23 protein-coding genes are annotated in these 23,448 nt (G+C 61.1%); 11 read left to right on the top strand and 12 right to left on the bottom strand.

Translation table 11 applies throughout. The annotated features are described in order from the left end of the window. Window positions 1-2 precede the first annotated feature (2 nt). The 3 genes from ACP3TA_RS03490 to ACP3TA_RS03500 all read left to right on the top strand — a co-directional run bounded on the left by ACP3TA_RS03490 (window position 3) and on the right by ACP3TA_RS03500 (window position 1,690). The gene (locus tag ACP3TA_RS03490) at window positions 3-248 is read left to right on the top strand and encodes a pyocin activator PrtN family protein (RefSeq protein WP_426784642.1); all 246 of its coding nucleotides are present in this window, start codon (window positions 3-5) and stop codon (window positions 246-248) included. Between the two features lie 344 nt (window positions 249-592). Continuing rightward, window positions 593-1,126: a tetratricopeptide repeat protein gene (locus ACP3TA_RS03495; RefSeq protein ID WP_047573523.1), complete on the top strand. Its 534-nt coding sequence runs from the start codon at window positions 593-595 to the stop codon at window positions 1,124-1,126. A gap of 18 nt (window positions 1,127-1,144) precedes the next feature. Next, window positions 1,145-1,690 (top strand): RNA polymerase sigma factor, encoded by a 546-nt coding sequence (locus ACP3TA_RS03500; protein WP_102948099.1) that lies wholly within the window; start codon window positions 1,145-1,147, stop codon window positions 1,688-1,690. Between the two features lie 4 nt (window positions 1,691-1,694). On the opposite strand, the gene ACP3TA_RS03505 is transcribed toward ACP3TA_RS03500, so the two are convergent. Further along, window positions 1,695-2,267 (bottom strand): sugar O-acetyltransferase, encoded by a 573-nt coding sequence (locus ACP3TA_RS03505; RefSeq protein ID WP_033651216.1) that lies wholly within the window; start codon window positions 2,265-2,267, stop codon window positions 1,695-1,697. A gap of 245 nt (window positions 2,268-2,512) precedes the next feature. On the opposite strand from ACP3TA_RS03505, the gene zur reads away from it, so the two are divergent. Continuing rightward, window positions 2,513-3,025 carry a zinc uptake transcriptional repressor Zur gene (gene zur, locus ACP3TA_RS03510; RefSeq protein WP_015379223.1) on the top strand — a complete coding sequence of 171 codons (513 nt, stop codon included), beginning with the start codon at window positions 2,513-2,515 and terminating at the stop codon, window positions 3,023-3,025. Between the two features lie 102 nt (window positions 3,026-3,127). On the opposite strand, the gene ACP3TA_RS03515 is transcribed toward zur, so the two are convergent. The 4 genes from ACP3TA_RS03515 to ACP3TA_RS03530 form a co-directional block, all read right to left on the bottom strand. Continuing rightward, window positions 3,128-3,337 (bottom strand): CsbD family protein, encoded by a 210-nt coding sequence (locus tag ACP3TA_RS03515; protein ID WP_004936743.1) that lies wholly within the window; start codon window positions 3,335-3,337, stop codon window positions 3,128-3,130. 315 nt (window positions 3,338-3,652) lie between these two features. Continuing rightward, window positions 3,653-4,990: an MATE family efflux transporter DinF gene (dinF, locus tag ACP3TA_RS03520; protein WP_033644406.1), complete on the bottom strand. Its 1,338-nt coding sequence runs from the start codon at window positions 4,988-4,990 to the stop codon at window positions 3,653-3,655. Window positions 4,991-5,093: 103 nt separating this feature from the next. Beyond that, window positions 5,094-5,702: a transcriptional repressor LexA gene (gene lexA / locus ACP3TA_RS03525; protein ID WP_025160136.1), complete on the bottom strand. Its 609-nt coding sequence runs from the start codon at window positions 5,700-5,702 to the stop codon at window positions 5,094-5,096. A 102-nt stretch (window positions 5,703-5,804) separates the two neighbouring features. Continuing rightward, the gene (locus ACP3TA_RS03530) at window positions 5,805-6,173 is read right to left on the bottom strand and encodes a diacylglycerol kinase (RefSeq protein WP_033651215.1); all 369 of its coding nucleotides are present in this window, start codon (window positions 6,171-6,173) and stop codon (window positions 5,805-5,807) included. 148 nt (window positions 6,174-6,321) lie between these two features. Between ACP3TA_RS03530 and plsB the strand changes: the two genes are divergently transcribed. Continuing rightward, on the top strand, window positions 6,322-8,787 hold the full coding sequence (plsB, locus tag ACP3TA_RS03535; protein WP_033644405.1) for a glycerol-3-phosphate 1-O-acyltransferase PlsB: 2,466 nt from the start codon (window positions 6,322-6,324) through the stop codon (window positions 8,785-8,787). Window positions 8,788-8,853: 66 nt separating this feature from the next. On the opposite strand, the gene ubiA is transcribed toward plsB, so the two are convergent. Both ubiA and ubiC read right to left on the bottom strand, forming a co-directional pair. Continuing rightward, entirely contained in the window at window positions 8,854-9,726 is an 873-nt protein-coding gene (gene ubiA / locus ACP3TA_RS03540; protein ID WP_025304455.1) for a 4-hydroxybenzoate octaprenyltransferase, read from the bottom strand. Between the two features lie 17 nt (window positions 9,727-9,743). Next, the gene (gene ubiC, locus ACP3TA_RS03545) at window positions 9,744-10,259 is read right to left on the bottom strand and encodes a chorismate lyase (protein WP_033651214.1); all 516 of its coding nucleotides are present in this window, start codon (window positions 10,257-10,259) and stop codon (window positions 9,744-9,746) included. A gap of 392 nt (window positions 10,260-10,651) precedes the next feature. Here ubiC and ACP3TA_RS03550 point away from each other — a divergent pair, with 392 nt between their 5' ends. The 3 genes from ACP3TA_RS03550 to ACP3TA_RS03560 are packed head-to-tail and all read left to right on the top strand — an operon-like array spanning window position 10,652 to window position 14,065. After that, window positions 10,652-12,034: an MFS transporter gene (locus ACP3TA_RS03550; protein WP_033651213.1), complete on the top strand. Its 1,383-nt coding sequence runs from the start codon at window positions 10,652-10,654 to the stop codon at window positions 12,032-12,034. A gap of 24 nt (window positions 12,035-12,058) precedes the next feature. Next, on the top strand, window positions 12,059-13,060 hold the full coding sequence (locus tag ACP3TA_RS03555) for a LacI family DNA-binding transcriptional regulator (RefSeq protein ID WP_033644401.1): 1,002 nt from the start codon (window positions 12,059-12,061) through the stop codon (window positions 13,058-13,060). 21 nt (window positions 13,061-13,081) lie between these two features. Further along, window positions 13,082-14,065, top strand: coding sequence for a nucleoside hydrolase (locus tag ACP3TA_RS03560; protein WP_089195236.1), 984 nt, complete (start codon window positions 13,082-13,084; stop codon window positions 14,063-14,065). Between the two features lie 55 nt (window positions 14,066-14,120). Here ACP3TA_RS03560 and malM read toward each other — a convergent pair whose 3' ends face one another. The 4 genes from malM to ACP3TA_RS03580 all read right to left on the bottom strand — a co-directional run bounded on the left by malM (window position 14,121) and on the right by ACP3TA_RS03580 (window position 18,519). Further along, window positions 14,121-15,026, bottom strand: a complete 906-nt coding sequence (gene malM, locus ACP3TA_RS03565; RefSeq protein WP_033644398.1) for a maltose operon protein MalM — start codon at window positions 15,024-15,026, stop codon at window positions 14,121-14,123. A 97-nt stretch (window positions 15,027-15,123) separates the two neighbouring features. Then, entirely contained in the window at window positions 15,124-16,413 is a 1,290-nt protein-coding gene (locus ACP3TA_RS03570) for a maltoporin (protein WP_025304461.1), read from the bottom strand. A gap of 32 nt (window positions 16,414-16,445) precedes the next feature. After that, on the bottom strand, window positions 16,446-17,555 hold the full coding sequence (gene malK, locus ACP3TA_RS03575; RefSeq protein ID WP_016930284.1) for a maltose/maltodextrin ABC transporter ATP-binding protein MalK: 1,110 nt from the start codon (window positions 17,553-17,555) through the stop codon (window positions 16,446-16,448). After that, window positions 17,548-18,519, bottom strand: a complete 972-nt coding sequence (locus ACP3TA_RS03580) for an alpha-amylase family glycosyl hydrolase (protein ID WP_033644904.1) — start codon at window positions 18,517-18,519, stop codon at window positions 17,548-17,550. Before ACP3TA_RS03580 ends, malK begins: the two co-directional genes overlap by 8 nt. Before the next feature lie 358 nt (window positions 18,520-18,877). On the opposite strand from ACP3TA_RS03580, the gene malE reads away from it, so the two are divergent. The 3 genes from malE to malG are packed head-to-tail and all read left to right on the top strand — an operon-like array spanning window position 18,878 to window position 22,608. After that, entirely contained in the window at window positions 18,878-20,071 is a 1,194-nt protein-coding gene (gene malE / locus ACP3TA_RS03585; RefSeq protein ID WP_033644397.1) for a maltose/maltodextrin ABC transporter substrate-binding protein MalE, read from the top strand. 57 nt (window positions 20,072-20,128) lie between these two features. Further along, on the top strand, window positions 20,129-21,706 hold the full coding sequence (gene malF / locus ACP3TA_RS03590; RefSeq protein ID WP_426784542.1) for a maltose ABC transporter permease MalF: 1,578 nt from the start codon (window positions 20,129-20,131) through the stop codon (window positions 21,704-21,706). A gap of 11 nt (window positions 21,707-21,717) precedes the next feature. After that, the gene (gene malG / locus ACP3TA_RS03595) at window positions 21,718-22,608 is read left to right on the top strand and encodes a maltose ABC transporter permease MalG (RefSeq protein ID WP_094143446.1); all 891 of its coding nucleotides are present in this window, start codon (window positions 21,718-21,720) and stop codon (window positions 22,606-22,608) included. Window positions 22,609-22,816: 208 nt separating this feature from the next. On the opposite strand, the gene psiE is transcribed toward malG, so the two are convergent. Next, window positions 22,817-23,224 (bottom strand): phosphate-starvation-inducible protein PsiE, encoded by a 408-nt coding sequence (psiE, locus tag ACP3TA_RS03600; RefSeq protein WP_015379238.1) that lies wholly within the window; start codon window positions 23,222-23,224, stop codon window positions 22,817-22,819. Between the last annotated feature and the right edge of the window lie 224 nt (window positions 23,225-23,448).

Genomic DNA, 23,448 nt, shown 5'->3' on the forward strand with positions numbered 1-23,448 from the left:
GAATGTTTTTGCTGATGGCTGAGTTTGAGACCTCAGATATTCCTCTGGAGAAAATCGCGGAGAAATACCTTGGCATCTCAATCGAGTTAGCCAACAAGCGTGCTAACGCTGGCAAGCTGCCTATCCCAAGCTTCCGGGCGGTAAACTCGAACAAAGCCCCGCGCCTGGTGTATGTGAAGGATTTGGCAGATTACCTTGATCAACGCACGGCAGCAGGGAGGGAAGAGTTCAAGCAGGTTAATTCGTAAGTCGGCGCGGGGTGCCGGGTCACCTATAGCACCCCATAAACTTTTATTTAATTGATTTTTATAGTGTATCAATCCTATCGAGCATCGGCGCGATGGAGAAACGATTGGCGGCGTAGGTTGGGGCGTGGTTGTCTTTCGTCATGCTGAGTTACTGGCTACCTGAGTCTGTCTGGGTTCAACGAACGGCACGCGGCCGCAAACGGCTATTATAACGACAATCGGCGCCGTTGGGAAAACCCGCTTGCCGCCGGCAAAAATAAGCGGAGACAAGGCGAATAAACCCGCTCGTTCAGGTGTTATCTCATTACGGGCGCGCACGGCGCCTCTGCCTTGAGGACATAACCATGAACAGCTTCATTAAACGCCTGCTGGCATCGGCCATTGCCGGCTGCCTGCTGTTGTCCGGCGCGGCGCTGGCGATGGGCGGCGACGGCAGCGGCCAAACCCCGCCAACCTGTCCGAAAGGCCAGGTCTACGACAGCAAAACTCAGACTTGCATGGTAGATAAAAGCGGCAAGGTCGACGACGCCGACCGCACTAACTACGCCTATGTACTGGCGAAAAGCGGCCGTTATCAGGAAGCGCTCGATATGCTCAATACGTTGAAAAATCCCAACACCGCCGTTGCGCTGAACTATCGTGGCTACGCCATGCGCAAACTTGGCCGCACCGATGAGGGGATCGGCTATTATTTAAAATCAGTAGCCCTCGATCCGAAATACCCCAAAGTGCGCGAGTACCTGGGGGAAGCCTATATGCTGAAAGGCCGACCCGATCTGGCTCGCCAACAGCTGCAGGTGATCCAGTCGCTGTGCGGCACCGGGTGCGAGGAGTACCGCGATTTGGCGGCGGCCATCGACCGCCACCCGGAATCGTGATCTGACGCGCCTGCGGAGGTGACTATCAGCGGCGATGCGATACGCGATGAACTCGGCCACTATCTCTCCCGCCTGTGGCGCTATGCGCTGGTGCTCTCGCACCGGCGGGATGTCGCCGACGATCTGGTGCAGGCCACCTGCCTGCGTGCGCTGGAGCGCGCCGCGCAATTCACCCCCGGTTCACACCTGGATCGCTGGCTGTTTTCCATCTTGCACTCTATTTGGCTCAATGAAATTCGCGCCCAACATCTTCGCCAGGGGCAAGGCTGCATGGCGGCGGAAGAGCTGGGCGATGCGGACAACGGCGAACAGCCGGTCTGGCTCCATGAAGTGATGCGGCGCGTCAGCCGGCTGCCGACGGCCCAGCGCAACGCGCTGTTTCTGGTGTATGTCGAAGGGCTGTCTTACCGGGAAGCCGCAAAAGTGCTGGCGGTGCCGATCGGCACCGTCATGAGCCGTTTGGCGGCCGCACGCCTGGCATTGGCCGATGACCGCCCGTTGGCAAACGACGGCCCGCACCGCAAAGAGCGCCATCCCGCCCCCTTGCCTCCTGATCGTCGATAACGCCCTATTCCAACGAGCGGATAACCCGGCATGGCTGCCCCAGCGCCAGCACGTTGGCCGGGATGTCGCCGGTGACGATGCTGCCCGCGCCGATGGTGGTGCCGTCGCCGATGGTCACTCCCGGCAGGATCACTACGTTGCCGCCGATCCAGACGTTGTTGCCGATGGACACCGGCTGCGCCGAGGTGCGGAAAGGGAAATCCGGATCGCCGGTGAAGCGCTCTGCGGCCTTCAGCGGGTGGCTCGGCGTATAGATTTGCACGTTGGGGCCGATCAGCGTGTTGTCGCCGATGGTGATGGTATTGCAGTCGAGGAACACCGCGTTGACGTTGATAAAACAGTTTTTACCGATGCGGACATGCTGCCCGTAGTCGCACCAGAATGGCGTTTCAATCCAGCTCGCTTCCCCCCAGGCGCCGAACAGCTCGCCGAGCAGGCGGTTTTTCTCGTCCGCCTGATGCGAGTCCAGCGCCCCCAAGCTTTTGATCAACGCCCTCGCCCGATGGTACAGGGCGATCAGTTCTTCATCGCGGCTGTTGTACTCCAGGCCGCTTAACAGCTTCTCTCTTTCCGTCATCACACAGGGCTCCTGCTCATCACGCGGGTGAAAGGCGTTATACCGCTCTCGTCCCCCGCTCTCCAGCGCTAAAAACGGCAACGTTGATTTGCCGCCCGACGGCGGGGAAAAGTTGTGACGCATCTCTCTTTTAGCGCGATCGGCGCGCCTTTCCCTGCGCTATCATCAGGGGAAAAGGGGGCAACTCTCGGCGATTCGCCGTAATCATGGTAAAATCGACTTTTTTACGTACCGGGATATTTGCGATGAACTCAACCACCCAGGAAAAGCTGCTGGCGCAGGCTGAACGCCTCTGCCAGCAACGCAATGTGCGATTGACGCCGCAACGGCTGGAAGTGCTGCGTCTGATGACTCAGCAACCCGGTGCAATCAGCGCATATGACCTGCTCGATCTGCTGCGCGTCGCCGAACCGCAGGCCAAGCCGCCGACGGTATACCGCGCGCTGGATTTTCTGCTGGAGCAAGGGTTTATCCATAGAGTGGAATCGGCCAACAGCTACGTGCTGTGCCACCATTTCGAACAGCCGATGCATACGTCCGCGCTGTTTATCTGCGACCGCTGCGGCCAGGTGACCGAACGCACCACCGAAGGCGTGGAGGAAACGCTGCAGAAGCTGGCACAGGAAGCCGGATTTGCACTGCGGCACAGCGTGGTGGAAGCGCACGGTCTGTGCGCCGGTTGCGTTGAAGTTGAAGCTTGTGACAGCAAGCATGACTGCGCCGAACACGATCACAGCATCGCCATCAAGAAGAAGTAAGACGAAGTCAGGTACTTCCCTGTACCTGCGGCCGGGGCGCCAGAGGATGGAGCGACGCCGGCCTGCGCTGTTGCCGGCCGCCGTCAGTGGCGGCCCTGCGTGTTACCAGCGGTGTTTGGTGTGATCTTCCCAGGCCTTCACCTCTTTTTCGGCCGCCTCTTTCTGGTAACCGTAGCGCTCCTGAATTTTGCCGACCAGCTGTTCGCGTTTCCCTTCGATGACCGTCAGATCGTCATCGGTCAGCTTGCCCCATTTCTCTTTCACTTTGCCTTTCAGCTGCTTCCAGTTACCGTCGGCTTGATCTTTATTCATAGTCTCTCCGTTAACCTGTGGTGAATCAGTGATCCCTGTTGCCGGTCGGGGTTAACCAGAAATTTTTCTGGCCGATGCTTCCTTCACCTTAAGAAGCACCGCTCCCCTTCATTTACCAGCCACATGATTCATTCTAGTTAAACATGGAAATAAAAAAGCCAAAACACAGAATAAAAAACCATTAACAAACAAAATAAAAACAAAAAACGCTAACAAACAACGAACTAACGCGAACAGATCAAGGCTGAAAACATGTAAGCAAACATGACCAAAATCATAAGAAAAACTAACCATTAACCCAACAAAACGTCCGGTTTAATGTGCAGTAAACCAGCTGCCGCGCACCTGGTGACGGTGCCAAATCCAGCCCAATGCCACGCCACGCAACGTCAGAAACACCGCCAGCGCCAGCCAGAGCCCGTGATTGCCAAGCAGCGGCACACTGAACAGCGTCAGACCGTACCCTGCCGCGGCCACCGCCATGCTGTTACGCATCTCAGCGCCGCGCGTGGCGCCGATAAACATGCCATCCAGCAAATAGCACCACACCCCGACCAGCGGCAAAATGACCTGCCACGGTAAATAGTGGGCGGCCAACGCGCGCAGCTCCGGTAGAGAGGTCAACGCCGCCACGATCTGCTGGCCGGTAACGGCATACGCCAGGCCGAAGGCCAACGCGACCAGCCCCGCCTGCCTGCAGGCCGCGTGCCACACCTTACGCAGTTGGCTGCCGTCCCGGGCGCCGTAGGCGTGGCCGGAATGGGCCTCCACCGCATAAGCGAAGCCGTCGAGCGCATAGGCGGTAAACGTCAGCAGGTTCATCAACACCGCGTTAACCGCCACCACATCGCTCCCCAGGCGAGCGCCGAAAATGGTCAGCGACGCAAAGCACAGCTGCAGCAGCAATGAACGCAACATGATGTCGCGATTGAGCGCCAGCAGGCGACGCAGATCGCCACGCCAGGCCTGACGCAACATCGCCAGGGTAATACCACGCAGACGCATCACCCGCCACGCCAGCCACAGGCCGAGCAATAGCGTGGCATATTCGGCGATGGCGGTGGCCGCCGCCGCCCCTCGCACGTTCCAACCCAGGCCCATCACCAGCCAAATATCCAGCACGATGTTCAGCAGGTTGCCGACGATCAGCAGGATCACCGGCGCACGCACGTACTGCACGCCGAGCAGCCAGCCCAGCAGCACCAGGTTGGCCAGCGCCGCTGGCGCACTCAACCAGCGGATCTCAAGAAAACGCCGCGCCTGCTCCAGCACCTCGCCATCGCCGCCGACGATCCGCAGCGCCAGTTCGATCAGCGGGTAGCGCAACAGGACGATCGCCCCCCCGGCCAACAACGCCAGCAGCAGCGGTTGCATAAAGGCGCGCGCCAGCGCCTGCGGGTTCTTCGCTCCCAGCGCCTGCGCCGCGAGGCCGGTGGTGCTCATGCGCAGGAACAGCAGCAGCATGAACAGGAAGCTGGTCGCCACCGCGCCGATCGCCACGCCTCCCAAATAGATCGGGCTGTCGAGGTGGCCGATCACCGCGGTGTCCACCAGCCCGAGCAGCGGCACGGTGATATTGGAGAAAATCATCGGCAGGGCGAGGCGCCACAGGGCTTTATCGGTGTCGCTGGTGAAGGCGGAAATCAGGCGCATGATGGGATGTTCCTGTGACAGAGTGACGAAGGGCGAAGTCAGAAACAAAAACGCCCCAAAACAGGGGCGATTAATACAGGGAGCGGCGGTAATGGCGCGGCGATTAAATCCAGTCGCCGTTGCGGATCACGCCGACCGCCAGCCCTTCGATCGTGAAATTCTGCTGGCGCAGATCGACCACGATCGGTTGGAATTCGTTGTTCTCCGGCAGCAGTTCAACCACGTTGCCGTGCTTTTTCAAGCGTTTGACCGTCACTTCGTCTTCGATGCGCGCGACCACGACCTGGCCGTTGCGCACGTCTTGTGTTTTGTGCACCGCCAGCAGATCGCCGTCCAGAATGCCGATGTCGCGCATCGACATGCCGTTCACCCGCAACAGGAAATCGGCGCTCGGTTTGAACAGGGATGGATCCACCTGGTAGTGCCCTTCGATGTGCTGCTGCGCCAGCAGCGGCTCGCCGGCGGCGACGCGGCCGATCAGCGGCAGCCCTTCTTCTTCTTCCATCAGCAGGCGGATACCGCGCGACGCGCCGGAGACGATTTCGATCACGCCTTTGCGTGCCAGCGCCTTCAGGTGCTCTTCGGCGGCGTTAGGCGAACGGAACCCCAGACGCATCGCGATCTCGGCACGCGTCGGCGGCATGCCCGTTTGCGAAATATGATCGCGAATCAGATCGTAGACCTCTTGCTGTCTGGTAGTTAGTGCTTTCATTCCGCCCCCTGTTTGTTTATACAGTCTTGCTGTGAGTATATACAGGTAAGCGCGGATTGGGAACCGAAGAATAAATAAAAATCAGTCAGTAGGCGCTTTGCGTCAGCCAAAATGCTGCCACAAGACCGTGCCCCAAACGAACAGCGCGAGTACGATCGCCAGCGACACCGCCGCCGATCCCATGTCCTTGGCCCGCCCGGACAGCTCATGGTGTTCGCTGCCGATGCGATCCACCACCGCCTCGATCGCGCTGTTCAGGATCTCGACGATCATCACCAGCGTCACCGATCCGATCAATAAAATGCGCGCTATCGCACCCACGTCCAGCCAGACAGCCAGTATGATAGCCAGGAGGGTCACCACCAGTTCCTGGCGGAACGCCGCCTCGTGTTGCCAGGCGGCGGAAAGCCCTTTATAAGAATAGCCGGCGGCCTTGATGATGCGGGTCAATCCGGTTGCTTGGTTTGCCATGTTTTCGTGCCTTTCTCAGAGGTCGGTCATAATAAAAAGAGTCTAGAACAGTCCGCGCTGACGGCTCTCGGTTTTCGAACACCACAGATCTGCTACCCGGTTTCTGGTATGCTTGCGGCGCATTGCTAACAAGAGGCTTCACGTTGTTATGTCAGGTTGGCGTAAAATTTATTATAAAATATTGAATTTACCACTTAAATTGTTGGTAAGAAGTAAGGTCATCCCTTCAGATCCGGTTACCGAGCTAGGGTTGGATCCCTCACGGCCGATTTTGTATGTTTTACCTTACAATTCCAAGGCGGATTTGCTGACGCTGCGCACCCAGTGCCTGGCGCAGGATCTGCCCGATCCGCTCAACGCGCTGGAGATCGACGGCACCGTGCTGCCGAGCTACGTGTTCATTCACGACGGCCCGCGCGTGTTCCGCTACTACACCCCGAAAGAAGAGTCGGTAAAGCTGTTCCACGACTACCTGGATCTGCATCGCAGCAATCCGGATCTCGACATTCAAATGCTGCCGGTTTCGGTCATGTTCGGCCGCTCGCCGGGCCGCGAAGGCCACGGCACGCCGCACCTGCGTCTGTTGAACGGCGTGCAAAAATTCTTCGCCGTGCTGTGGCTCGGCCGCGACAGCTTCGTGCGCTTCTCCAACACCGTTTCGCTGCGCCGCATGGCCACCGAACACGGCACGGATAAAACCATCGCGCAGAAACTGGCGCGCGTGGCGCGCATGCACTTCTCGCGTCAGCGCCTGGCCGCTGTAGGCCCAAGCCTGCCGGCCCGTCAGGATCTGTTCAACAAGCTGTTGGCGTCCAAAGCGATCGAAAAAGCGGTCGAGGACGAAGCGCGCAGCAAAAAGATCTCTCACGAGAAGGCCCAGCAGAACGCCATCGCGTTGATGGAAGAGATCGCCGCCGACTTCTCCTACGAAACCGTGCGTCTGTCCGATCGCGTGCTGAGCTGGACCTGGAACCGGCTGTATCAGGGCATCAACGTCACCAACGCCGAGCGCGTGCGCCAGCTGGCGCAGGACGGCCACGAGATCGTCTACGTGCCCTGCCACCGCAGCCACATGGACTATCTGCTGCTGTCCTACGTGCTGTATCACCAGGGCCTGGTGCCGCCGCACATCGCTGCGGGCATCAACCTCAACTTCTGGCCGGCCGGCCCGATCTTCCGTCGTCTGGGCGCGTTCTTCATCCGCCGCACCTTCAAGGGCAACAAGCTTTACTCGACGGTGTTCCGCGAATACCTCGGCGAGCTGTTCACCCGCGGTTACTCGGTGGAATACTTCGTGGAAGGCGGCCGTTCCCGCACCGGGCGTCTGCTGGAACCGAAAACCGGCACCCTGTCGATGACCATTCAGGCGATGCTGCGCGGCGGCGCCCGTCCGATCACGCTGGTGCCGATCTACATCGGCTACGAGCATGTGATGGAAGTGGGCACCTACGCCAAAGAGCTGCGCGGCGCCACCAAGGAAAAAGAGAGCCTGCTGCAGATGCTGCGCGGCCTGCGCAAACTGCGCAATCTGGGCCAGGGTTACGTCAACTTCGGCGAACCGCTGCCGTTGACCGCTTACCTCAACCAGCACGTGCCGCAGTGGCGCGAGTCGATCGATCCGATCGAAGCTCAGCGCCCAAGCTGGCTGACGCCGACGGTCAACGATCTCGCCGGCCAGATCATGGTGCGCATCAACAATGCCGCCGCGGCCAACGCCATGAACCTGTGTTCCACCGCGCTGCTGGCCTCGCGCCAGCGTTCGCTGACCCGCGAACAATTGCTCGAGCAGCTCGAGTGCTACCTGCAGCTGATGCGCAACGCGCCTTACGCGCATGACGTCACCGTACCGACGCAGACGCCGGACGAGCTGCTGGATCACGCGCTGAACATGAACAAGTTCGAGGTGGAAAAGGACAACATCGGCGACATCATCATTCTGCCGCGCGAGCAGGCGGTGCTGATGACCTATTACCGCAACAACATCCACCACCTGCTGGTGTTGCCGTCGCTGATCGCCAGCATCGTCATGCATCATCGCCGGGTATCGCGCGCCGAACTGCTGCGCCAGATTGGCATGATTTACCCGATGCTGAAAGCCGAGCTGTTCCTGCATAACGACAAGGAGCAGCTGCCGGACGTGCTGCGGCCGATGATTGACGAGCTGATCCGCCAACAGCTGATCTGCGACAAAGGCGACGAGCTGGTGCTGAACCCGGCGCGCATTCGCCCGCTGCAGCTGCTGGCCGCCGGGGTGCGCGAAACCCTGCAACGCTACGCCATCACTATGTCGATCCTCAGCGCCAACCCGAGCATCAACCGCGGCGCGCTGGAGAAAGAGAGCCGCATCATGGCGCAGCGTCTGTCGGTGCTGCACGGCATCAACGCGCCGGAATTCTTCGACAAGGCGGTGTTCTCCACCCTGGTGGCGACGCTGCGCGAAGAAGGCTACATCAACGACAGCGGCGATGCGATCCGCGAGCACACCCTCGAGGTGTACAACATGCTGAGCGATCTGATCACGCCGGAAATCAAGCTGACTATCGAAAGCGTCAACATGCCGGAAGAGACCAACGCTCTGCCGCAAACCGATGCGCAAGAAGAGAAAGACGAGTGATTTCGCCCGGCGCGAAAACACAAAAGGCACCCCGAGGGGTGCCTTTTTTCTTGCTGCAGGAAACCGCTACGCCGGCAGATAGCTGAGCGCGATGCCGATAAACACCACCAGCCCGACATAATTGTTCTGCAGGAAGGCCTTGAAACAGGCCTCGCGCTCGCGCCCGGCAATCTGCTTCTGCTGGTGAATGAACAGCGCGCCCGCCAGCAACAGCGACCAGTAAAACGCCCCGCCGAGCTGCGCCAGATAACCGACCCACACCAGCAGCAGCAGCGTCGCGAACTGCAACAGCCCGACGATCAGCTTGTCATAACGCCCGAACAGGATAGCGGTGGACTTGATGCCTATTTTCAGATCATCGTCGCGATCGACCATCGCATACAGCGTGTCGTAGGCCACCGTCCAGCAGATGTTCGCCAGCAGCAGCAGCCAGCAGCTGAGCGGCAGCGATTCGCTGACCGCCGCATAGCCCATCGGAATGCCCCAGCCGAACGCGGCGCCCAGCACGAACTGCGGCAGGTTGGTCACCCGCTTCATAAAAGGATACACCCAGGCCAGCGCCAGCGCCGCCAGCGACAGCCAGATGGTCATCGCATTCAGCGTCAACACCAGGCAGAACGAGATCAGCACCAGCACCACGAACAGCACCTTGGCCTCTTTCGCGCTCACCCGGCCGCTCGGCATCGGCCGCCCGGCGGTGCGCTTTACGTAGCCGTCCACCGCGCGATCGGCGTAATCATTCACCACGCAGCCGGCGGCGCGCATCAGGAACACGCCGAGCACGAACACCACCAGAATCGACAGTGGCGGCACGCCTTTCCCGGCCAGCCACAGCGCCCACAGCGTCGGCCACAACAGCAACAGCGTGCCGATCGGTTTATCAATGCGCATCAAATGGCTGTAAGCCCGCCATTTACTTTGAGTCACGCTTCCCTCCAACGTCTTGCTCTCCTCTCTTATGCGGGAACCGCTGAATACAGCGGCGAAGCCGGTAAAAACAGTTCGGTCAGCAGCAGCGGCTTGCCCGCCAGCCGCAGCCGTGAACGACGCGCCCACAGCGCGTCCTGCCGGCCGATATGGATATAGTCGCGGGTCAGATCGCCGCTGCTGAACAGATAGCGCCCGAGCGGCAGCGTCCCCAGATCCACCAACGCCTGATCGGGGCCGGTCAGCGTATGTTCCGGGATCACCGTGCGCCCCAGCAGCCAGGGCTGGTCGTCGCCCAGCAGCACCACTTCGCGCAGCCAGTAGCGCGGGCTGTCGGGCAGGTGGTTAGCCTCGTCGCCCAGCGCCTCGCGCGTGACGAAGCATTCGCGCTGCGGTTCAACGCGCACCTGGGCGCAATGGCGTTCAAATCGGCGGGTCATGGAGCCTAACTCCATCAGCCAGTCGCTGACGGCGGCGGGCGCCGGAGGATCCTGTTCGGATAACCACTCCAGCGGCGGCAGGATGGAATCCCTGATGCCAGACATTGCTTTACTCCTCGCCTGAACCGCAGCCGGTACGGCGCGCCAGACGATACAAACTGTTAACAGGCCCCCATTGTAGCGCAGAAATGCGAAAGCGGCAGGCTGATTCGTGGCGAAAACGGCAGGCCTATCGGCCGGAAAAACCGGGGTTCTGTCATCTTTTTGCCATCCGCATTCTCTATCTTCATTTCCCGGCGCGCTGACGATTCTGTGATCGCCCGCAAAGTTTCAGCTTCCTCGCGTTGTGTTATCTACGCGCGTAGATACCCTGATACAGCAGCGTTGAATCGCCATGCGTCCGACATGATTTGTCGGCACACCTTTGTTGCCGGCACCAGGGAAACCATCTTTAACCGCGCCCCTCCAGGCGCAGAACAAAAGAGGATAGCACTGCCATGAGCGAAACAACGCTTGCCCCTTCACAGACCGCCGACGCCGCGCTGGCGGCCGATGAACGCCTGGCGACCAAAGAGGGGCGCAGCCAATTTTGGCGCGCCACCTTCTCCTGCTGGCTCGGCACCGCCATGGAATACGTCGACTTCGCGCTGTACGGCCTGGCGGCCGGCATGGTGTTCGGCGACGTGTTCTTCCCGGAAGCCACACCGCTGGTGGCGCTGCTGGCCAGTTTCGCCACCTACTCCGTCGGCTTCGTCGCGCGGCCGATCGGCGCGCTGGTGTTCGGCTGGATCGGCGACCGCAAAGGCCGCCGCGTGGTGCTGATCACCACCGTGGCGCTGATGGGCCTCTCCACCACGCTGATCGGCCTGATCCCGTCCTATGCGCAAATCGGCGTCTGGGCGCCCGCCTGCCTGGTGATCCTGCGCTTCGCGCAGGGGTTCGGCGCCGGTGCGGAGCTGTCCGGCGGCGCGGTGATGCTGGCGGAATACGCGCCGGCCAAGCGGCGCGGGCTGGTGGCGTCGATCATCGCCATCGGCTCCAACAGCGGCACCCTGCTGGCGTCGCTGGTATGGCTGCTGGTGCTGCAGCTGGACAAGGAAGATCTGATGAGCTGGGGCTGGCGCATTCCGTTCCTCGCCAGCATTCTGATCGCCGGGGTGGCGCTGTACCTGCGCCGTCACGTGCGGGAAACGCCGGTGTTCGAACGCGAGCTGCAGCAAAACCACCAGCGCATGCTGGACGCCGCCCAGGCCGCGCCGGATACGCGCAGCTACCTGCAACGTACCAAAGCGTTCTGGGTGATGCTCGGCCTGCGCATCGGCGAAAACGGCCCTTCCTACCTGTGCCAGGGCTTTATCGTCGGCTACGTCGCCAAGGTGCTGATGGTCGATAAATCGGTGCCGGCGCTGGCGGTGTTGATCGCCTCGCTGTGCGGTTTTCTGGTGATCCCGCTGGCCGGCTGGCTGTCCGATCGCTTCGGCCGCCGCATCACCTACCGCTGGTTCTGCCTGCTGCTGGTGCTGTACGCCTTCCCGGCGTTCTGGCTGCTCGACAGCCGTGAACCGGCTATCGTCATCTCGGTGATCGTGGTCGGCATGTGCATCGCGTCGCTGGGGATCTTCGGCGTTCAGGCGGCCTACGGCGTCGAACTGTTCGGCGTGAAGAATCGCTACTCCAAGATGGCGTTCGCCAAAGAGCTCGGTTCGATCCTCTCGGGCGGCACCGCGCCGCTGATCGCCACCGCGCTGCTGTCCGGTTTCGGTCACTGGTGGCCTGTCGCCTGCTATTTTGTTGTAATGGCGGCCATCGGCTTAATCACCACCTTCTTTGCTCCCGAAACCCGCGGCCGCGATCTCAACCTGCCGCAGGATGCCGCGTAGCGAGAAGGCGAACAGGACCTCAATTTGGATAATCACTCCGCGCGACGCGTTACCCGCGCCGACGTGGCCCGCGTAGCGGGCACCTCCGTCGCCGTGGTCAGCTATGTGATCAACAACGGCCCGCGCCCGGTGGCGGAAGCCACCCGGCTGCGCGTGCTGGCGGCGATCGAGCAGACCGGCTACCGGCCGAACGACATCGCGCGGGCATTGGCCTCCGGCAGCACGCAAACCTATGGGCTGGTGGTGCCGGATATTTCCAACCCGTTCTTCGCCACGCTGGCGCGGGCGCTGCAGCAGGAGGCCTTCAGCCGCGGCCGCGTGCTGCTGCTGGGCGACGCCGGCGATGACCGGCAGCGCGAGTATGAGCTGATCAATAACCTGCTGCGTCGCCAGGTCGACGGCCTGCTGTACACCAGCGTCGATCGCCACCCGTGGTTCGAGCTGATCCGTGCCTCCGGCACGCCCTGCGTGATGATAGACACTATCGATAGCCAGGCTGGCGTCTGCGCCATCCGCGTCGACGAGCGCGACGCCGCCTGCCAGGCGACCCGCCATCTGCTGCAGCACGGCTATCGCGACATCGGCATTTTTATCGGTCCGCTAACCATGCTCAACGCGCAGGATCGCCTGAACGGTTGGCGCGATGCGCTGCTGGAGGCGGGCATTGCGCCGCGCGACGAGTGGATTTTCGAGGCGCCTTACACCCGCCAGGGCGGCTACCAGGCCACCCAGCGCATGGTGCAAGGCCCGCGCCCGCGCGCCGTTTTCACCTCCAACGAGCAGCAGGCGCTCGGCTGCCTGTCGGCGCTGGCGGAGCATGGGTTGCGCGCGCCGGACGATCTGGCGCTGATCTGTTTTAACGGCACGCAGCAATCCGAATTCAGCGTGCCGCCGCTCAGCGCGGTCGAGCAGCCTATCGACGCCATGGCCAAGCGGGCCATCGCCATGCTGGCCGCCGGCGCCGCGCCCGCCGAGCTGCATGAATTCGCTTTTCAACTGCGCATCCGCCGCTCGTGCGGCTGTTAGCGGTTTTTCAGGACACCTTCTATGCGTTTGATCATTGATTGCGATCCCGGCAACGGCGTTCCCGGTGCCAACGTCGACGACGGCCTGGCGCTGGCCCTGGCGCTGGCGGCCAAACCGCAACTGCAGCTGGAACTGATCAGCATCGTGGCCGGCAACACCCCGCGCGAAGTGGGCTTCGCCGTCGCCAGCGAGCTGCTGGCGCAAAGCGGCTACCAGGTGCCGGTCGCCCTCGGCGCGGCGCGCGCCCTGAGCGAGCCGCCGGAGCCATGGCGCGCGCATCTGGACAGGCCGATCGCCGATCCCAAGCTGGCGGCGCTGTGGCGCGACTTGCCTGCGCCCTCACTCGCCAACGCGCCCGCACCGGACGCCGCCATCGCCATCGGCGAGCTGATCTGCCGCCATCCCGGCGAGATAACGCTGGCGGCGATCGGCCCGCTGACCAACGTTGCGCACGCCATGCAGCTGTACCCGCAGATGGCGCAGGCGGTGAAAGAGATCGTGATCATGGGCGGCGTGTTCAACGTCGAGGGATACATCAAGGACACCAATTTCGGCCTGGATCCGGAAGCCGCGCGGCTGGTGCTGAACAGCGGTGCCGCTATCACGCTGGCGCCGCTGGACGTCACCACCCAGACCATGCTGACCCAGGCGGATCTGGCCGCACTGACGCAGCCGGATACGCCGCTGTGCCGCTATTTGCGCGCCACCACGCAGCCGTGGATCGATTATTCGCGCCATACGCGGCGCCTGCCGGGCTGCTGGATCCATGATGCGCTGGTGATCGCCTGGCTGCTGGCACCGCAGCTGGTCACGACCGAAATGTTCCATGTGGATGTGGCGCTGGAAGGGGCGCTGACGCGCGGCAGCTCACGCCGTTGGCGGCCGGACAGCCTGCGCCTGACGGTCGGCATGCCGCCGCCGCAGGGCAAGCCGGTGCGCATCATGCAGCAGGTCGATAACGCCCGTCTGCTGGCATTGATCGGCGCAACGCTGGCCCGCGGATGAAAAAAGGTGCGCCAAGGCGCACCAATCATCGAGCCAGCATCGGCAGCGTCGGGTGTTACCCCTTGCCTTTTACGCTGCTGATAAACGTTTTACGCGCAGTGGTCGAGCCCAGTTTCTCGGCCTCATTCATCAGTTTCAGCGCCTTGTCGATATCGCCCGCCTTCACCGCCTGCTTGATGCCGTTATTGAAGTAGCTTTCGGTATCGTTGAGCATCGGCTCCGCCGGTTTCTCCGGCGTCGGTGCAGGCGCCGCCACGGTGGCCGGTGCGGTTGATCCCACCACCACCGGCGCCACGGTCGGCGCAGGCTGCAGCATGCCGATCATCACGTTGCCGGTGCCCTGTTCCGCGGTCACCTTGAGCTTCAGCGTGCCGGTCGTCGCGTGGCCGGCGATCGGATCCGGGATATCCGGCACTGCGTTGCCCACGCCCTGTGCGTAGGCCTTGGCCGGGTTAGTCAGCTGCGTGGTTTTCGCCAAATCCTGACGGGTGGTGTACACCAGCAGGTAAATCTGTTTTTGACCGAGCGCCGGCGTCAGTTTCAACGTGCCTTCGAGGCGATCGGAGGACATCGCCCCCGGCGGCTGGTAAGGGAAATAGCTGCTCGGGTAATACGCCGCCGGGCGTAGATGCTCGTCCAGCACCAGCACGCTCGGCGCGTACAGCGAATTGTTCTTGGCGAGGCTGCTCAGCGTCACTTCCAGCGAACCGCGATCGGCCGGCAGCGTATAGGCGGCGATCGCCCCCTGAATGTCGCCCTGATTGAGCTGCGGGCTAACGGCGTCGAGCTTCACTTCTTGCGACACCGGCGGTTGCAGCGGCTGCCACGGCAGGCTTTGCAGCGTGGCGGCGCTGATGGCCGGGGCGACGGAAACGTTGGCCGGCGTATCGGCGTTGGCCGCCAAAGGCGCGCCGACGGTCAGCGCCAGCGACAGGCAGAGTGACAGCAGATTCTTTTTCATCGTTATATCCTCTTTCAGCACCGCGGCGGATCAGGCAAGAGATCGGGCCACGGCGAATGCGGTTGGGGGAGAGCCGGCGGCCCTCCCCGTCCTGTCGTTACCACCAAATTTCCATCTGGGCGCCGAAGGTGACTTCGTCATCCTTGCCGCGGCTGAAGGTATGCATGCTGGTGTCGTTGTAAGCGGTGCCGGCGTTATACCCGGTGTCATCGCCGGTGGCGTAGCCCCACTTCTCGTCCCACTTGGCGTAGGTGGCGAACAGGCGGATGGCCGGACGCGACCAAATGCTGTTGCCCGCCTGCCATTGCTGCGCCAGGGTCACTTTATACTGGCCGTTGCGATCGCCGGTGCGCTGAGATTTGACGTTGTCGTAGCCGGCTTCCAGCAGGGTGCTCATGATCGGCGTCCATTTGTACATCGGGCGCACGCCCACGGTGTACCAGGTGGTGCCGTTGTTGTTGTCGCGGTCAATGTCCTGGAACATGGCGACGTACATCAGCGCCCACTGATCGTTGAAGTCGATGGCGCCGTGATCCAGCACGCGGATCATCTTGCCGTTGTTATCGATGGTGGCGCCTTCGTTGCGGCCGTTGTTCTGCGAGGTCATCGAGTCGGTGGCGTACTGCAGCACGAATTTGTTGTAACCGTTCAGGATGCTTTGCGTGTGTTCGGCGGTGAACATCCAGCCGTCTTTGCTGGCGCCGTCGGCCAGGCGGTAGTTATCCTGCGCATTGGCTCGGCCGTAGTCCACGCCCAGCTCCAGGGTGCCGCCCGGGTTCAGCTCCAGCCCGGCCAAGCGCACGTCGAAGGTATCGTTGACGGTCGGACGCTGTTTCCATTCGTTATCCAGGTAGCCGTAAGAGCCGCCGGATTCCGAGTTGCGGGTCACGGCGGCGGACAGCTTGCCGAAGCCCAGATCGATGTTTTCCAGACCGGCGCCCGGGCCGGAGATATCCCAGTAGTAGAAGTCGATCATGTGAACGTCATGACGCTGATAGAAACGCTTACCGGCCCACAGCGTGGAGCCCGGCAGCCACTCGATCAGGTTTTTACCCTGCACGTTCACTTCGCGGAAGCCCGGGGTCACGTCTTCCCAGTCAGAACGCTGCGAGACCGAGTAGGCCAGGTTGGTGTCGAAATAGAAGCTCTTGTCGCCCTCTTTCCACACTTCCTGCCCCAGTTTCAGTTCGGCGTAGGTTTCGCACTCGTTGCCGAGACGGTATTTGCTCGCGGCGCCGGTGGCCTTGAAGCACTGTTGCTCACCGCCGCTGCCGGTCCAACCGATGCCGGAACGGGCGTAACCGTGGAAATCCACGGCCAGCGCCTGAGTAGAGAGAACACCGGCGGCGACAGCCAGTGCCAGAGGAAGTTTGCGCAGAGTAGTCATCATTATTCTCCTGTTATACCGACTTTGATGCTTTAAACGCCCGGCTCCTGGTGCAGCCGTTTACATGCCGTACCGTCTTCACGGAACAGGTGGCAGCGGTGAGGCGGCAGGCCGATGGCGAATGTGGCACCTTCTTCTACCAGCACCACGTCATTCTGGCGGTACACCAGGTTTTGACGGATGGCCGGGATTTGGATATGGATTTGCGTCTCGTTGCCGAGCTGCTCCACCACCTGCACGTCGCCGGTAAGCCGCACTTCAGAGGCTTCGCCGGGCAGCAGATGTTCAGGGCGAATGCCCAATGACAGGTTGGCGCCGGGTTGGACGCCCGCGCCTTCCACCGGCAGCCAGACCAGCTGGCGGTTGGGCAGTTCGACCTGCACCTGTCGCGGCTCCGCCGCGGTGACCTTGACCGGCAGGAAGTTCATCTTCGGTGAGCCGATAAACCCGGCGACGAAGCGGTTGGCCGGGTAGTGATACAGCTCCAGCGGCTTGCCGACCTGCGCCACGCGACCGGCGTCGAGCACCACGATCTTGTCGGCCAGCGTCATCGCTTCGACCTGATCATGGGTGACGTAAATCATGGTGCGCTGCAGGCGCTTGTGCAGACGGGAGATCTCAATGCGCATCTGCACCCGCAGCGCGGCGTCGAGGTTGGACAGCGGCTCGTCGAGTAGGAACACGTCCGGCTCGGCCACCAGCGTGCGGCCGATCGCCACGCGCTGACGCTGCCCGCCGGACAGCGCCTTCGGCCGCCGATCGAGCAGGTGCGCCAACTGCAGCACCTCGGAAACCTGGTTCACCCGTTGATTGATTTCCGCTTTCTTGGCGCCGGCCAGCTTCAGGCCGAACGACATGTTGTCCGCCACCGACAGGTGCGGATACAGCGCGTAAGACTGGAACACCATGCCGATGCCGCGCTCGGAAGGCGGCACTTCATTCATGCGTTTCTCGCCGATCAGCAGGTCGCCGGAGGTGATGTCCTCCAGCCCGGCGATCATGCGCAGCAGCGTCGATTTGCCGCAGCCCGACGGCCCGACAAACACCACAAACTCGCCGTCTTCGATGGTCAGATTGACGTCTTTGGAAATCACGGCCTCACCGAAGGCCTTATAAACGCTGCGCAGTGTCACGCTAGCCATGCGTTACTCCCCTGCTTTCGCAGTTAACATGTCGTGTGAAAATGGCGGAGGCAAAGCCCGCCAAAACCCATTGATGACCCTCTTGCTGCGCGCCGTGCTGCCATGCCAACGGCAAGGTCGCCTCAGACGGCGCGGCCGCCTGAGTATAAGGCTGCAGGTTTATCAGCGCTTCAAGGCATTGATCCTGATGGGTAATAAGTAAGCGCACCACGCCATCGCGCTGGCTGACCGCGCTCAGCTCGCCGCGCTGGAAAAGCGGCGAACGGCGCAGGGCCAGCAGCGTCTGGCAGTAACGCAAGGTGGAGTGGCTGTCGTGCTGTTGGCGACTGATGGCCAACGCGCGGTGTTCGATCGCCACCTGCTGATACCAGCTGACTTCGCCGGCGGTGACCTGTTCGGGCGCTTCATGCCACGGCATCGGCGTTTGCGCGCCGCGCGGATCCTGCAGGCCGGCGGCGTGCGGCAGCCCCAGCTCCTCGCCCTGGTACAGGCAGATCGGCGCCGGCAACATCGCCAGCAGCGTCAAAAAGGCGGCGCCGGAACGCAGGTCGCCCTGCCCCCAGCGGCTGACCACCCGAGGCTGATCGGCGTCGCCGGTGCTCCACAGGCTGTCCGCCAACGTGGCGCGGCGGGCGTGCAGCACCGCCACCAGCTTTTCCGCGCTGAACGGCATCACGTCGAGCGCCAGCGCGCCGTGGGCGAACCGCTGCACGTCGGCGGCATGACGAACGCGATGGGCTTCGTCGGCGTACCACAGCGTCAGCCCTTCGCCCGTCACCGCCGTTTCGGCCTCCGGCGCCAGCGTCTGCGGCAGCAACAGACCGTCGATCGACAGCGCTTTCAGGTACGGCAGCGCCGCCAGCATGCCGTGCGCGTCGCCCACGCCGTCCCCGTTTCCGTCACGGAAACTGGCCGGATGGATCCGGTACAGGGTGGGCTGAGTGGCGATAGGCATTGACGACATAAATCCGGTATCCCTGCTGCGCGTGGCGTTGAAAATCGATGGGCCGATAGTGCGGGAGTCGCCGGAAAGGGTAATCATCCGTAACAGGATTTTTCATGGGGGAGGAGACGGGAGGATGAGAGAACGACCGCGGCGATGAGAAGTTCCGCGCTTAAGGCAAATCTGTGATCAAGCCGGCAAAAATCGCCCCCCTATTTTGTGCCTGACGCCACAGAATAGAGCGCAACGTTAACTGGATCACACTCCTCATCTCAGGGGCGTAGAGGGGGGGAGGATGAGAATATGTCGCGTTGTGACCCACTATGATCGCGAAACGTCTCTCCTTGATTTATGTGCCCACAAAAAGAAGGACTGGATTATGACTCGCAGCATTACCCTCGCCCGTACGCTGGCGCTCTCGGCACTGGCTACTCTGGTGCTCTCTTCTTCCGCCTTCGCCAAGATAGAGGAAGGCAAACTGGTTATCTGGATCAACGGCGACAAGGGCTATAACGGCCTGGCCGAAGTCGGCAAGAAATTCGAAAAAGACACCGGCATCAAAGTCACCGTCGAGCATCCCGACAAGCTGGAAGAGAAATATCCGCAGGTGGCCGCCACCGGCGACGGCCCAGACATCATCCTCTGGGCCCACGATCGCTTCGGCGGCTATGCGCAGTCCGGCCTGCTGGCCGAAGTCCACCCGTCCAAAGCCTTCCAGGACAAGCTGTTCCCGTTCACCTGGGACGCCGTGCGCTATGACGGCAAGCTGATCGGCTACCCGATCGCCGTCGAAGCGCTGTCGCTGATTTACAATAAAGACCTGGTCAAACAGCCGCCGAAGACCTGGGAAGAGATCCCGGCGCTGGACAAACAGCTGCGCGCCAGCGGCAAAAGCGCCATCATGTGGAACCTGCAGGAACCCTACTTCACCTGGCCTATCATCGCCGCCGACGGCGGTTATGCCTTCAAGTATGAGAACGGCAAATACAACATCAAGGATGTCGGCGTCGCCAACGCCGGTTCGCAGGCCGGCCTGCAGTTCATCGTCGATCTGGTGAAAAACAAACACATCAACGCCGATACCGATTACTCGATCGCCGAAGCCGCGTTCAACAAAGGCCAGACCGCGATGACCATCAACGGCCCGTGGGCCTGGAACAACATCGAGCAGAGCAAAATCAACTACGGCGTGACGCTGCTACCGACCTTCAAAGGCAAACCGTCCAAACCGTTCGTCGGCGTACTGACCGCCGGCATCAACGCCGCCAGCCCGAATAAAGAACTGGCGACCGAGTTCCTCGAGAACTATCTGCTGACCAACGAAGGGCTGGCGAACGTCAACAAAGACAAACCGCTGGGCGCGGTGGCGCTGAAGTCCTATCAGGAAACGCTGGCCAAAGATCCGAAGATCGCCGCCACCATGCAGAACTCGCAAAACGGGGAGATCATGCCGAACATTCCGCAGATGAGCGCTTTCTGGTACGCCGAACGCAGCGCGGTGCTCAACGCCGTCAGCGGCCGCCAAACGGTGAAAGCCGCGTTGGACGATGTGCAGACCCGTATCACCAAGTAATGTCGTCGTGCGGGGCGCCGTGGCGCCCCGCCGTTGCTTCACAGAAAGGAACGCCCTATGCAATTCGCTCACGCCGGGACGCCCGCGCGTAAAAAATCGAAGTGGTGGCAAAGCGACGCGCTGAAATGGCTGGTGGTCGGCCTGTTCAGCCTGGTGACCTGCTACCTGATTGTGTTGATGTATGCACAGGGTGAATACCTGTTCGCTATCCTGACGCTGATCCTGGTCAGCGCCGGGCTTTACGTCTTCGCCAACCGCCGCGCCTACGCCTGGCGCTATGTGTATCCCGGCGTCGCCGGCATGGGATTGTTCGTCCTGTTCCCGCTGATCTGCACCATCGCCATCGCCTTTACCAACTACAGCAGCACCAACCAGCTGACGTTTGAGCGCGCGCAATCGGTATTGATGCAGCGTCAGTTCCAAAGCGGCAAAACGTTCACCTTCGGCCTCTACCCGGCGGAAAACCAGCAGTGGCGCCTGCAGCTGACCTCGCCGGACAGTGAACAGCCGCTGATTTCCGAGCCTTTCCGCCTCGACGCGACGCCGCCGCCCCCCCTGAAATTGACGGCCCAGAGCGCCGCGCCGCAGGGCGAACCCGCCACGCTGCGGGTGATCACCCAGAACCGGCAGGCGCTGAGCCAACTGGTGGCGCAGCTGCCGGACGGCGATGAATTGCGCATGAGCTCCCTGCGCCAGTTCTCCGGCACCCGTCCGCTGTATGCGCTGGACCAAGACGGCAGCACGCTGACCAATAACCAGACTCAGGTGCGCTACCGGCCGAACGGCGACATCGGCTTCTATCAGGCGATCAACGCCGACGGCGGCTGGGCGCAGGAAACCCTGAGCCCAGGCTATACCGTCACCACCGGCTGGAAAAACTTCCTGCGGGTGCTGCAGGACGAGGGCATCAAAAAACCGTTCGTGTCGATCTTCATCTGGACCCTCGTGTTCTCGGTGATGACGGTGATCCTCACCGTGGCGGTCGGCATGGTGCTGGCCTGCGTGGTGCAGTGGGAGGCGCTGAAAGGCAAGGCTATCTACCGCGTGCTGCTGATCCTGCCCTATGCGGTACCGTCGTTCATCTCGATCCTGATCTTCAAAGGCTTGTTCAACCAGAGCTTCGGCGAGATCAACATGATGCTCAGCCACCTGTTCGGCATCAAACCGGCCTGGTTCAGCGATCCGCTCACCGCCAAGAGCATGATCCTGATCGTCAACACCTGGCTCGGCTACCCGTACATGATGATCCTGTGCATGGGGCTGCTGAAGGCCATCCCGGACGATCTGTACGAGGCCTCGGCGATGGACGGCGCCAACCCGTGGCAAAACTTCTTCCGCATCACCTTCCCGCTGCTGATCAAGCCGCTGACGCCGCTGATGATCGCCAGCTTCGCCTTCAACTTTAACAACTTCGTGCTGATCCAGCTGCTGACCAACGGCGGCCCGGACATGATCGGCACCACCACGCCGGCCGGCTATACCGATCTGCTGGTCAGCTACACCTACCGCATCGCCTTCGAAGGCGGCGGCGGGCAAGACTTCGGGCTGGCGGCCGCCATCGCCACGCTGATCTTCCTGTTGGTGGGCGCGCTGGCGATCCTGAATTTGAAAGCCAGCAAGATGAACTTCGATTAGGGAGAATAACGATGGCCATGGTTCAACCCAAATCCCAGCGCCTGCGCCTGTGGATGACCCACATTTTGATGCTGTGCTTTATCGCCCTGATCATGTTCCCGCTGCTGATGGTGGTGGCCATCTCGCTGCGCGCCGGCAACTTCGCCACCGGCAGCCTGATACCGGAAACCCTCTCCTGGGATCACTGGCGGCTGGCGCTCGGCTTCAGCGTCACCCACGCCGACGGCAGCGTGACGCCGCCGCCGTTCCCGGTGCTGCTGTGGCTGTGGAACTCCATCAAGATCGCGGCGATCACCGCCATCGGCATCGTGACGCTGTCCACCACCTGCGCCTACGCCTTCGCCCGCATGCGTTTTCGCGGCAAGAGCACGCTGTTGAAAAGCATGCTGATCTTCCAGATGTTTCCAGCGGTGCTGTCGCTGGTGGCGCTGTACGCCTTGTTCGATCGCCTGGGCCAGTACATTCCGTTTATCGGCCTGAACACCCACGGCGGCGTGATCTTCGCCTATATGGGCGGCATCGCGCTGCATGTCTGGACCATCAAGGGCTATTTCGAAACCATCGACAATTCGCTGGAAGAGGCGGCGGCGCTGGACGGCGCCACGCCGTGGCAGGCGTTCCGGCTGGTGCTCCTGCCGCTGTCGGTGCCGATTCTGGCGGTGGTGTTCATTCTGTCGTTTATCGCCGCCATCACCGAGGTGCCGGTGGCGTCGCTGCTGCTGCGCGATGTGAACAGTTACACGCTGGCGGTGGGCATGCAGCAATATCTCAACCCGCAGAACTACCTGTGGGGCGATTTCGCCGCCGCCGCGGTGCTGTCGGCGATACCGATTACCGCCGTGTTCCTGCTGGCGCAACGCTGGTTGGTGGGCGGCCTGACGGCCGGCGGCGTGAAGGGGTAATTTGTGCCACTGCAGTGCGTTTGATGTTTTTCCTTATCTTTTACCCTATGGATTTCAAGTTACAGCCAGGCGACCAGCTCGCTAAGCCCAGGCGCTTACTTCAGTAAGTAACTGGGGTTAGCGAGTGCAGTCAACAACGCTGTCGCTTGAAAGACGACGGGTAATGATATCCTGTGTCTTTGGCGGCCTCTGGCCGCCATTTTTATCGCTACTCCCGTTTCAGCCGATCGGTGTTGGCCAGATAGAGCGTCACCACCAGCACCAATATCGCCGCCGCGTAGATCAGGGTGTCGATGGGATTTTTGTGATCCACGATAATCAAACGAATAATCGCGGTAATGCCGATATAAATAAAATAGCGCAGCGGGAAATGATAACCCGACTCAAAATACTTGACGATCAAGGCGATAAATTCAAAGTACAGAAAATAAATCACGATGCCTTCAATCAACAGGTAAGAGGACGACTCTTCGCTGTTGATAAATAACACCTTCGCCAGATGGATGGTTTCCTTGACCAGAAACACCACCAGAATTGCCGCCAGCAGCAGAAGGCCCACGTTCAGCACTCGCTGCAGCCCTTTCGCTATCATTATCGAACGCGACGTTTTTGCCATAAAACCTCTCTCTGAATACCGCTTATATGATTCAAGCTTGCCAATATAGGCATTGTCCTAAAAATTACGCCCTTCGCGAAAGCACTTTAAACCCCATTTAATTCATAAAGTTATAATAAGATGTTTCTGACTTATAGATTTGTAGCAAATCGAAATGTCAACTATCATGGGTCACAGAGATCTTTACATAAAACCAATAACCTCGAATTAACAAGGGAATTCTT

Origin of the sequence: Serratia sp. 2C06 (genome assembly GCF_050037615.1) — a bacterium.
Taxonomy (GTDB): domain Bacteria; phylum Pseudomonadota; class Gammaproteobacteria; order Enterobacterales; family Enterobacteriaceae; genus Serratia; species Serratia ureilytica.

Coding starts and splice junctions, on each gene's coding strand:
- ACP3TA_RS03550 (WP_033651213.1), top strand. CDS start 10,652: ATGAGCGAAACAACGCTTGCCCCTTCACAGACCGCCGACGCCGCGCTG.
- dinF (WP_033644406.1), bottom strand. CDS start 4,990: ATGCGCCTGATTTCCGCCTTCACCAGCGACACCGATAAAGCCCTGTGG.
- malG (WP_094143446.1), top strand. CDS start 21,718: ATGGCCATGGTTCAACCCAAATCCCAGCGCCTGCGCCTGTGGATGACC.
- ACP3TA_RS03580 (WP_033644904.1), bottom strand. CDS start 18,519: ATGTCGTCAATGCCTATCGCCACTCAGCCCACCCTGTACCGGATCCAT.
- ACP3TA_RS03490 (WP_426784642.1), top strand. CDS start 3: ATGTTTTTGCTGATGGCTGAGTTTGAGACCTCAGATATTCCTCTGGAG.
- malF (WP_426784542.1), top strand. CDS start 20,129: ATGCAATTCGCTCACGCCGGGACGCCCGCGCGTAAAAAATCGAAGTGG.
- ACP3TA_RS03515 (WP_004936743.1), bottom strand. CDS start 3,337: ATGAATAAAGATCAAGCCGACGGTAACTGGAAGCAGCTGAAAGGCAAA.
- lexA (WP_025160136.1), bottom strand. CDS start 5,702: ATGAAAGCACTAACTACCAGACAGCAAGAGGTCTACGATCTGATTCGC.
- ACP3TA_RS03560 (WP_089195236.1), top strand. CDS start 13,082: ATGCGTTTGATCATTGATTGCGATCCCGGCAACGGCGTTCCCGGTGCC.
- ACP3TA_RS03530 (WP_033651215.1), bottom strand. CDS start 6,173: ATGGCAAACCAAGCAACCGGATTGACCCGCATCATCAAGGCCGCCGGC.
- ACP3TA_RS03505 (WP_033651216.1), bottom strand. CDS start 2,267: ATGACGGAAAGAGAGAAGCTGTTAAGCGGCCTGGAGTACAACAGCCGC.
- malK (WP_016930284.1), bottom strand. CDS start 17,555: ATGGCTAGCGTGACACTGCGCAGCGTTTATAAGGCCTTCGGTGAGGCC.
- malM (WP_033644398.1), bottom strand. CDS start 15,026: ATGAAAAAGAATCTGCTGTCACTCTGCCTGTCGCTGGCGCTGACCGTC.
- zur (WP_015379223.1), top strand. CDS start 2,513: ATGAACTCAACCACCCAGGAAAAGCTGCTGGCGCAGGCTGAACGCCTC.
- psiE (WP_015379238.1), bottom strand. CDS start 23,224: ATGGCAAAAACGTCGCGTTCGATAATGATAGCGAAAGGGCTGCAGCGA.
- ACP3TA_RS03495 (WP_047573523.1), top strand. CDS start 593: ATGAACAGCTTCATTAAACGCCTGCTGGCATCGGCCATTGCCGGCTGC.
- ubiC (WP_033651214.1), bottom strand. CDS start 10,259: ATGTCTGGCATCAGGGATTCCATCCTGCCGCCGCTGGAGTGGTTATCC.
- malE (WP_033644397.1), top strand. CDS start 18,878: ATGACTCGCAGCATTACCCTCGCCCGTACGCTGGCGCTCTCGGCACTG.
- ACP3TA_RS03570 (WP_025304461.1), bottom strand. CDS start 16,413: ATGACTACTCTGCGCAAACTTCCTCTGGCACTGGCTGTCGCCGCCGGT.
- plsB (WP_033644405.1), top strand. CDS start 6,322: ATGTCAGGTTGGCGTAAAATTTATTATAAAATATTGAATTTACCACTT.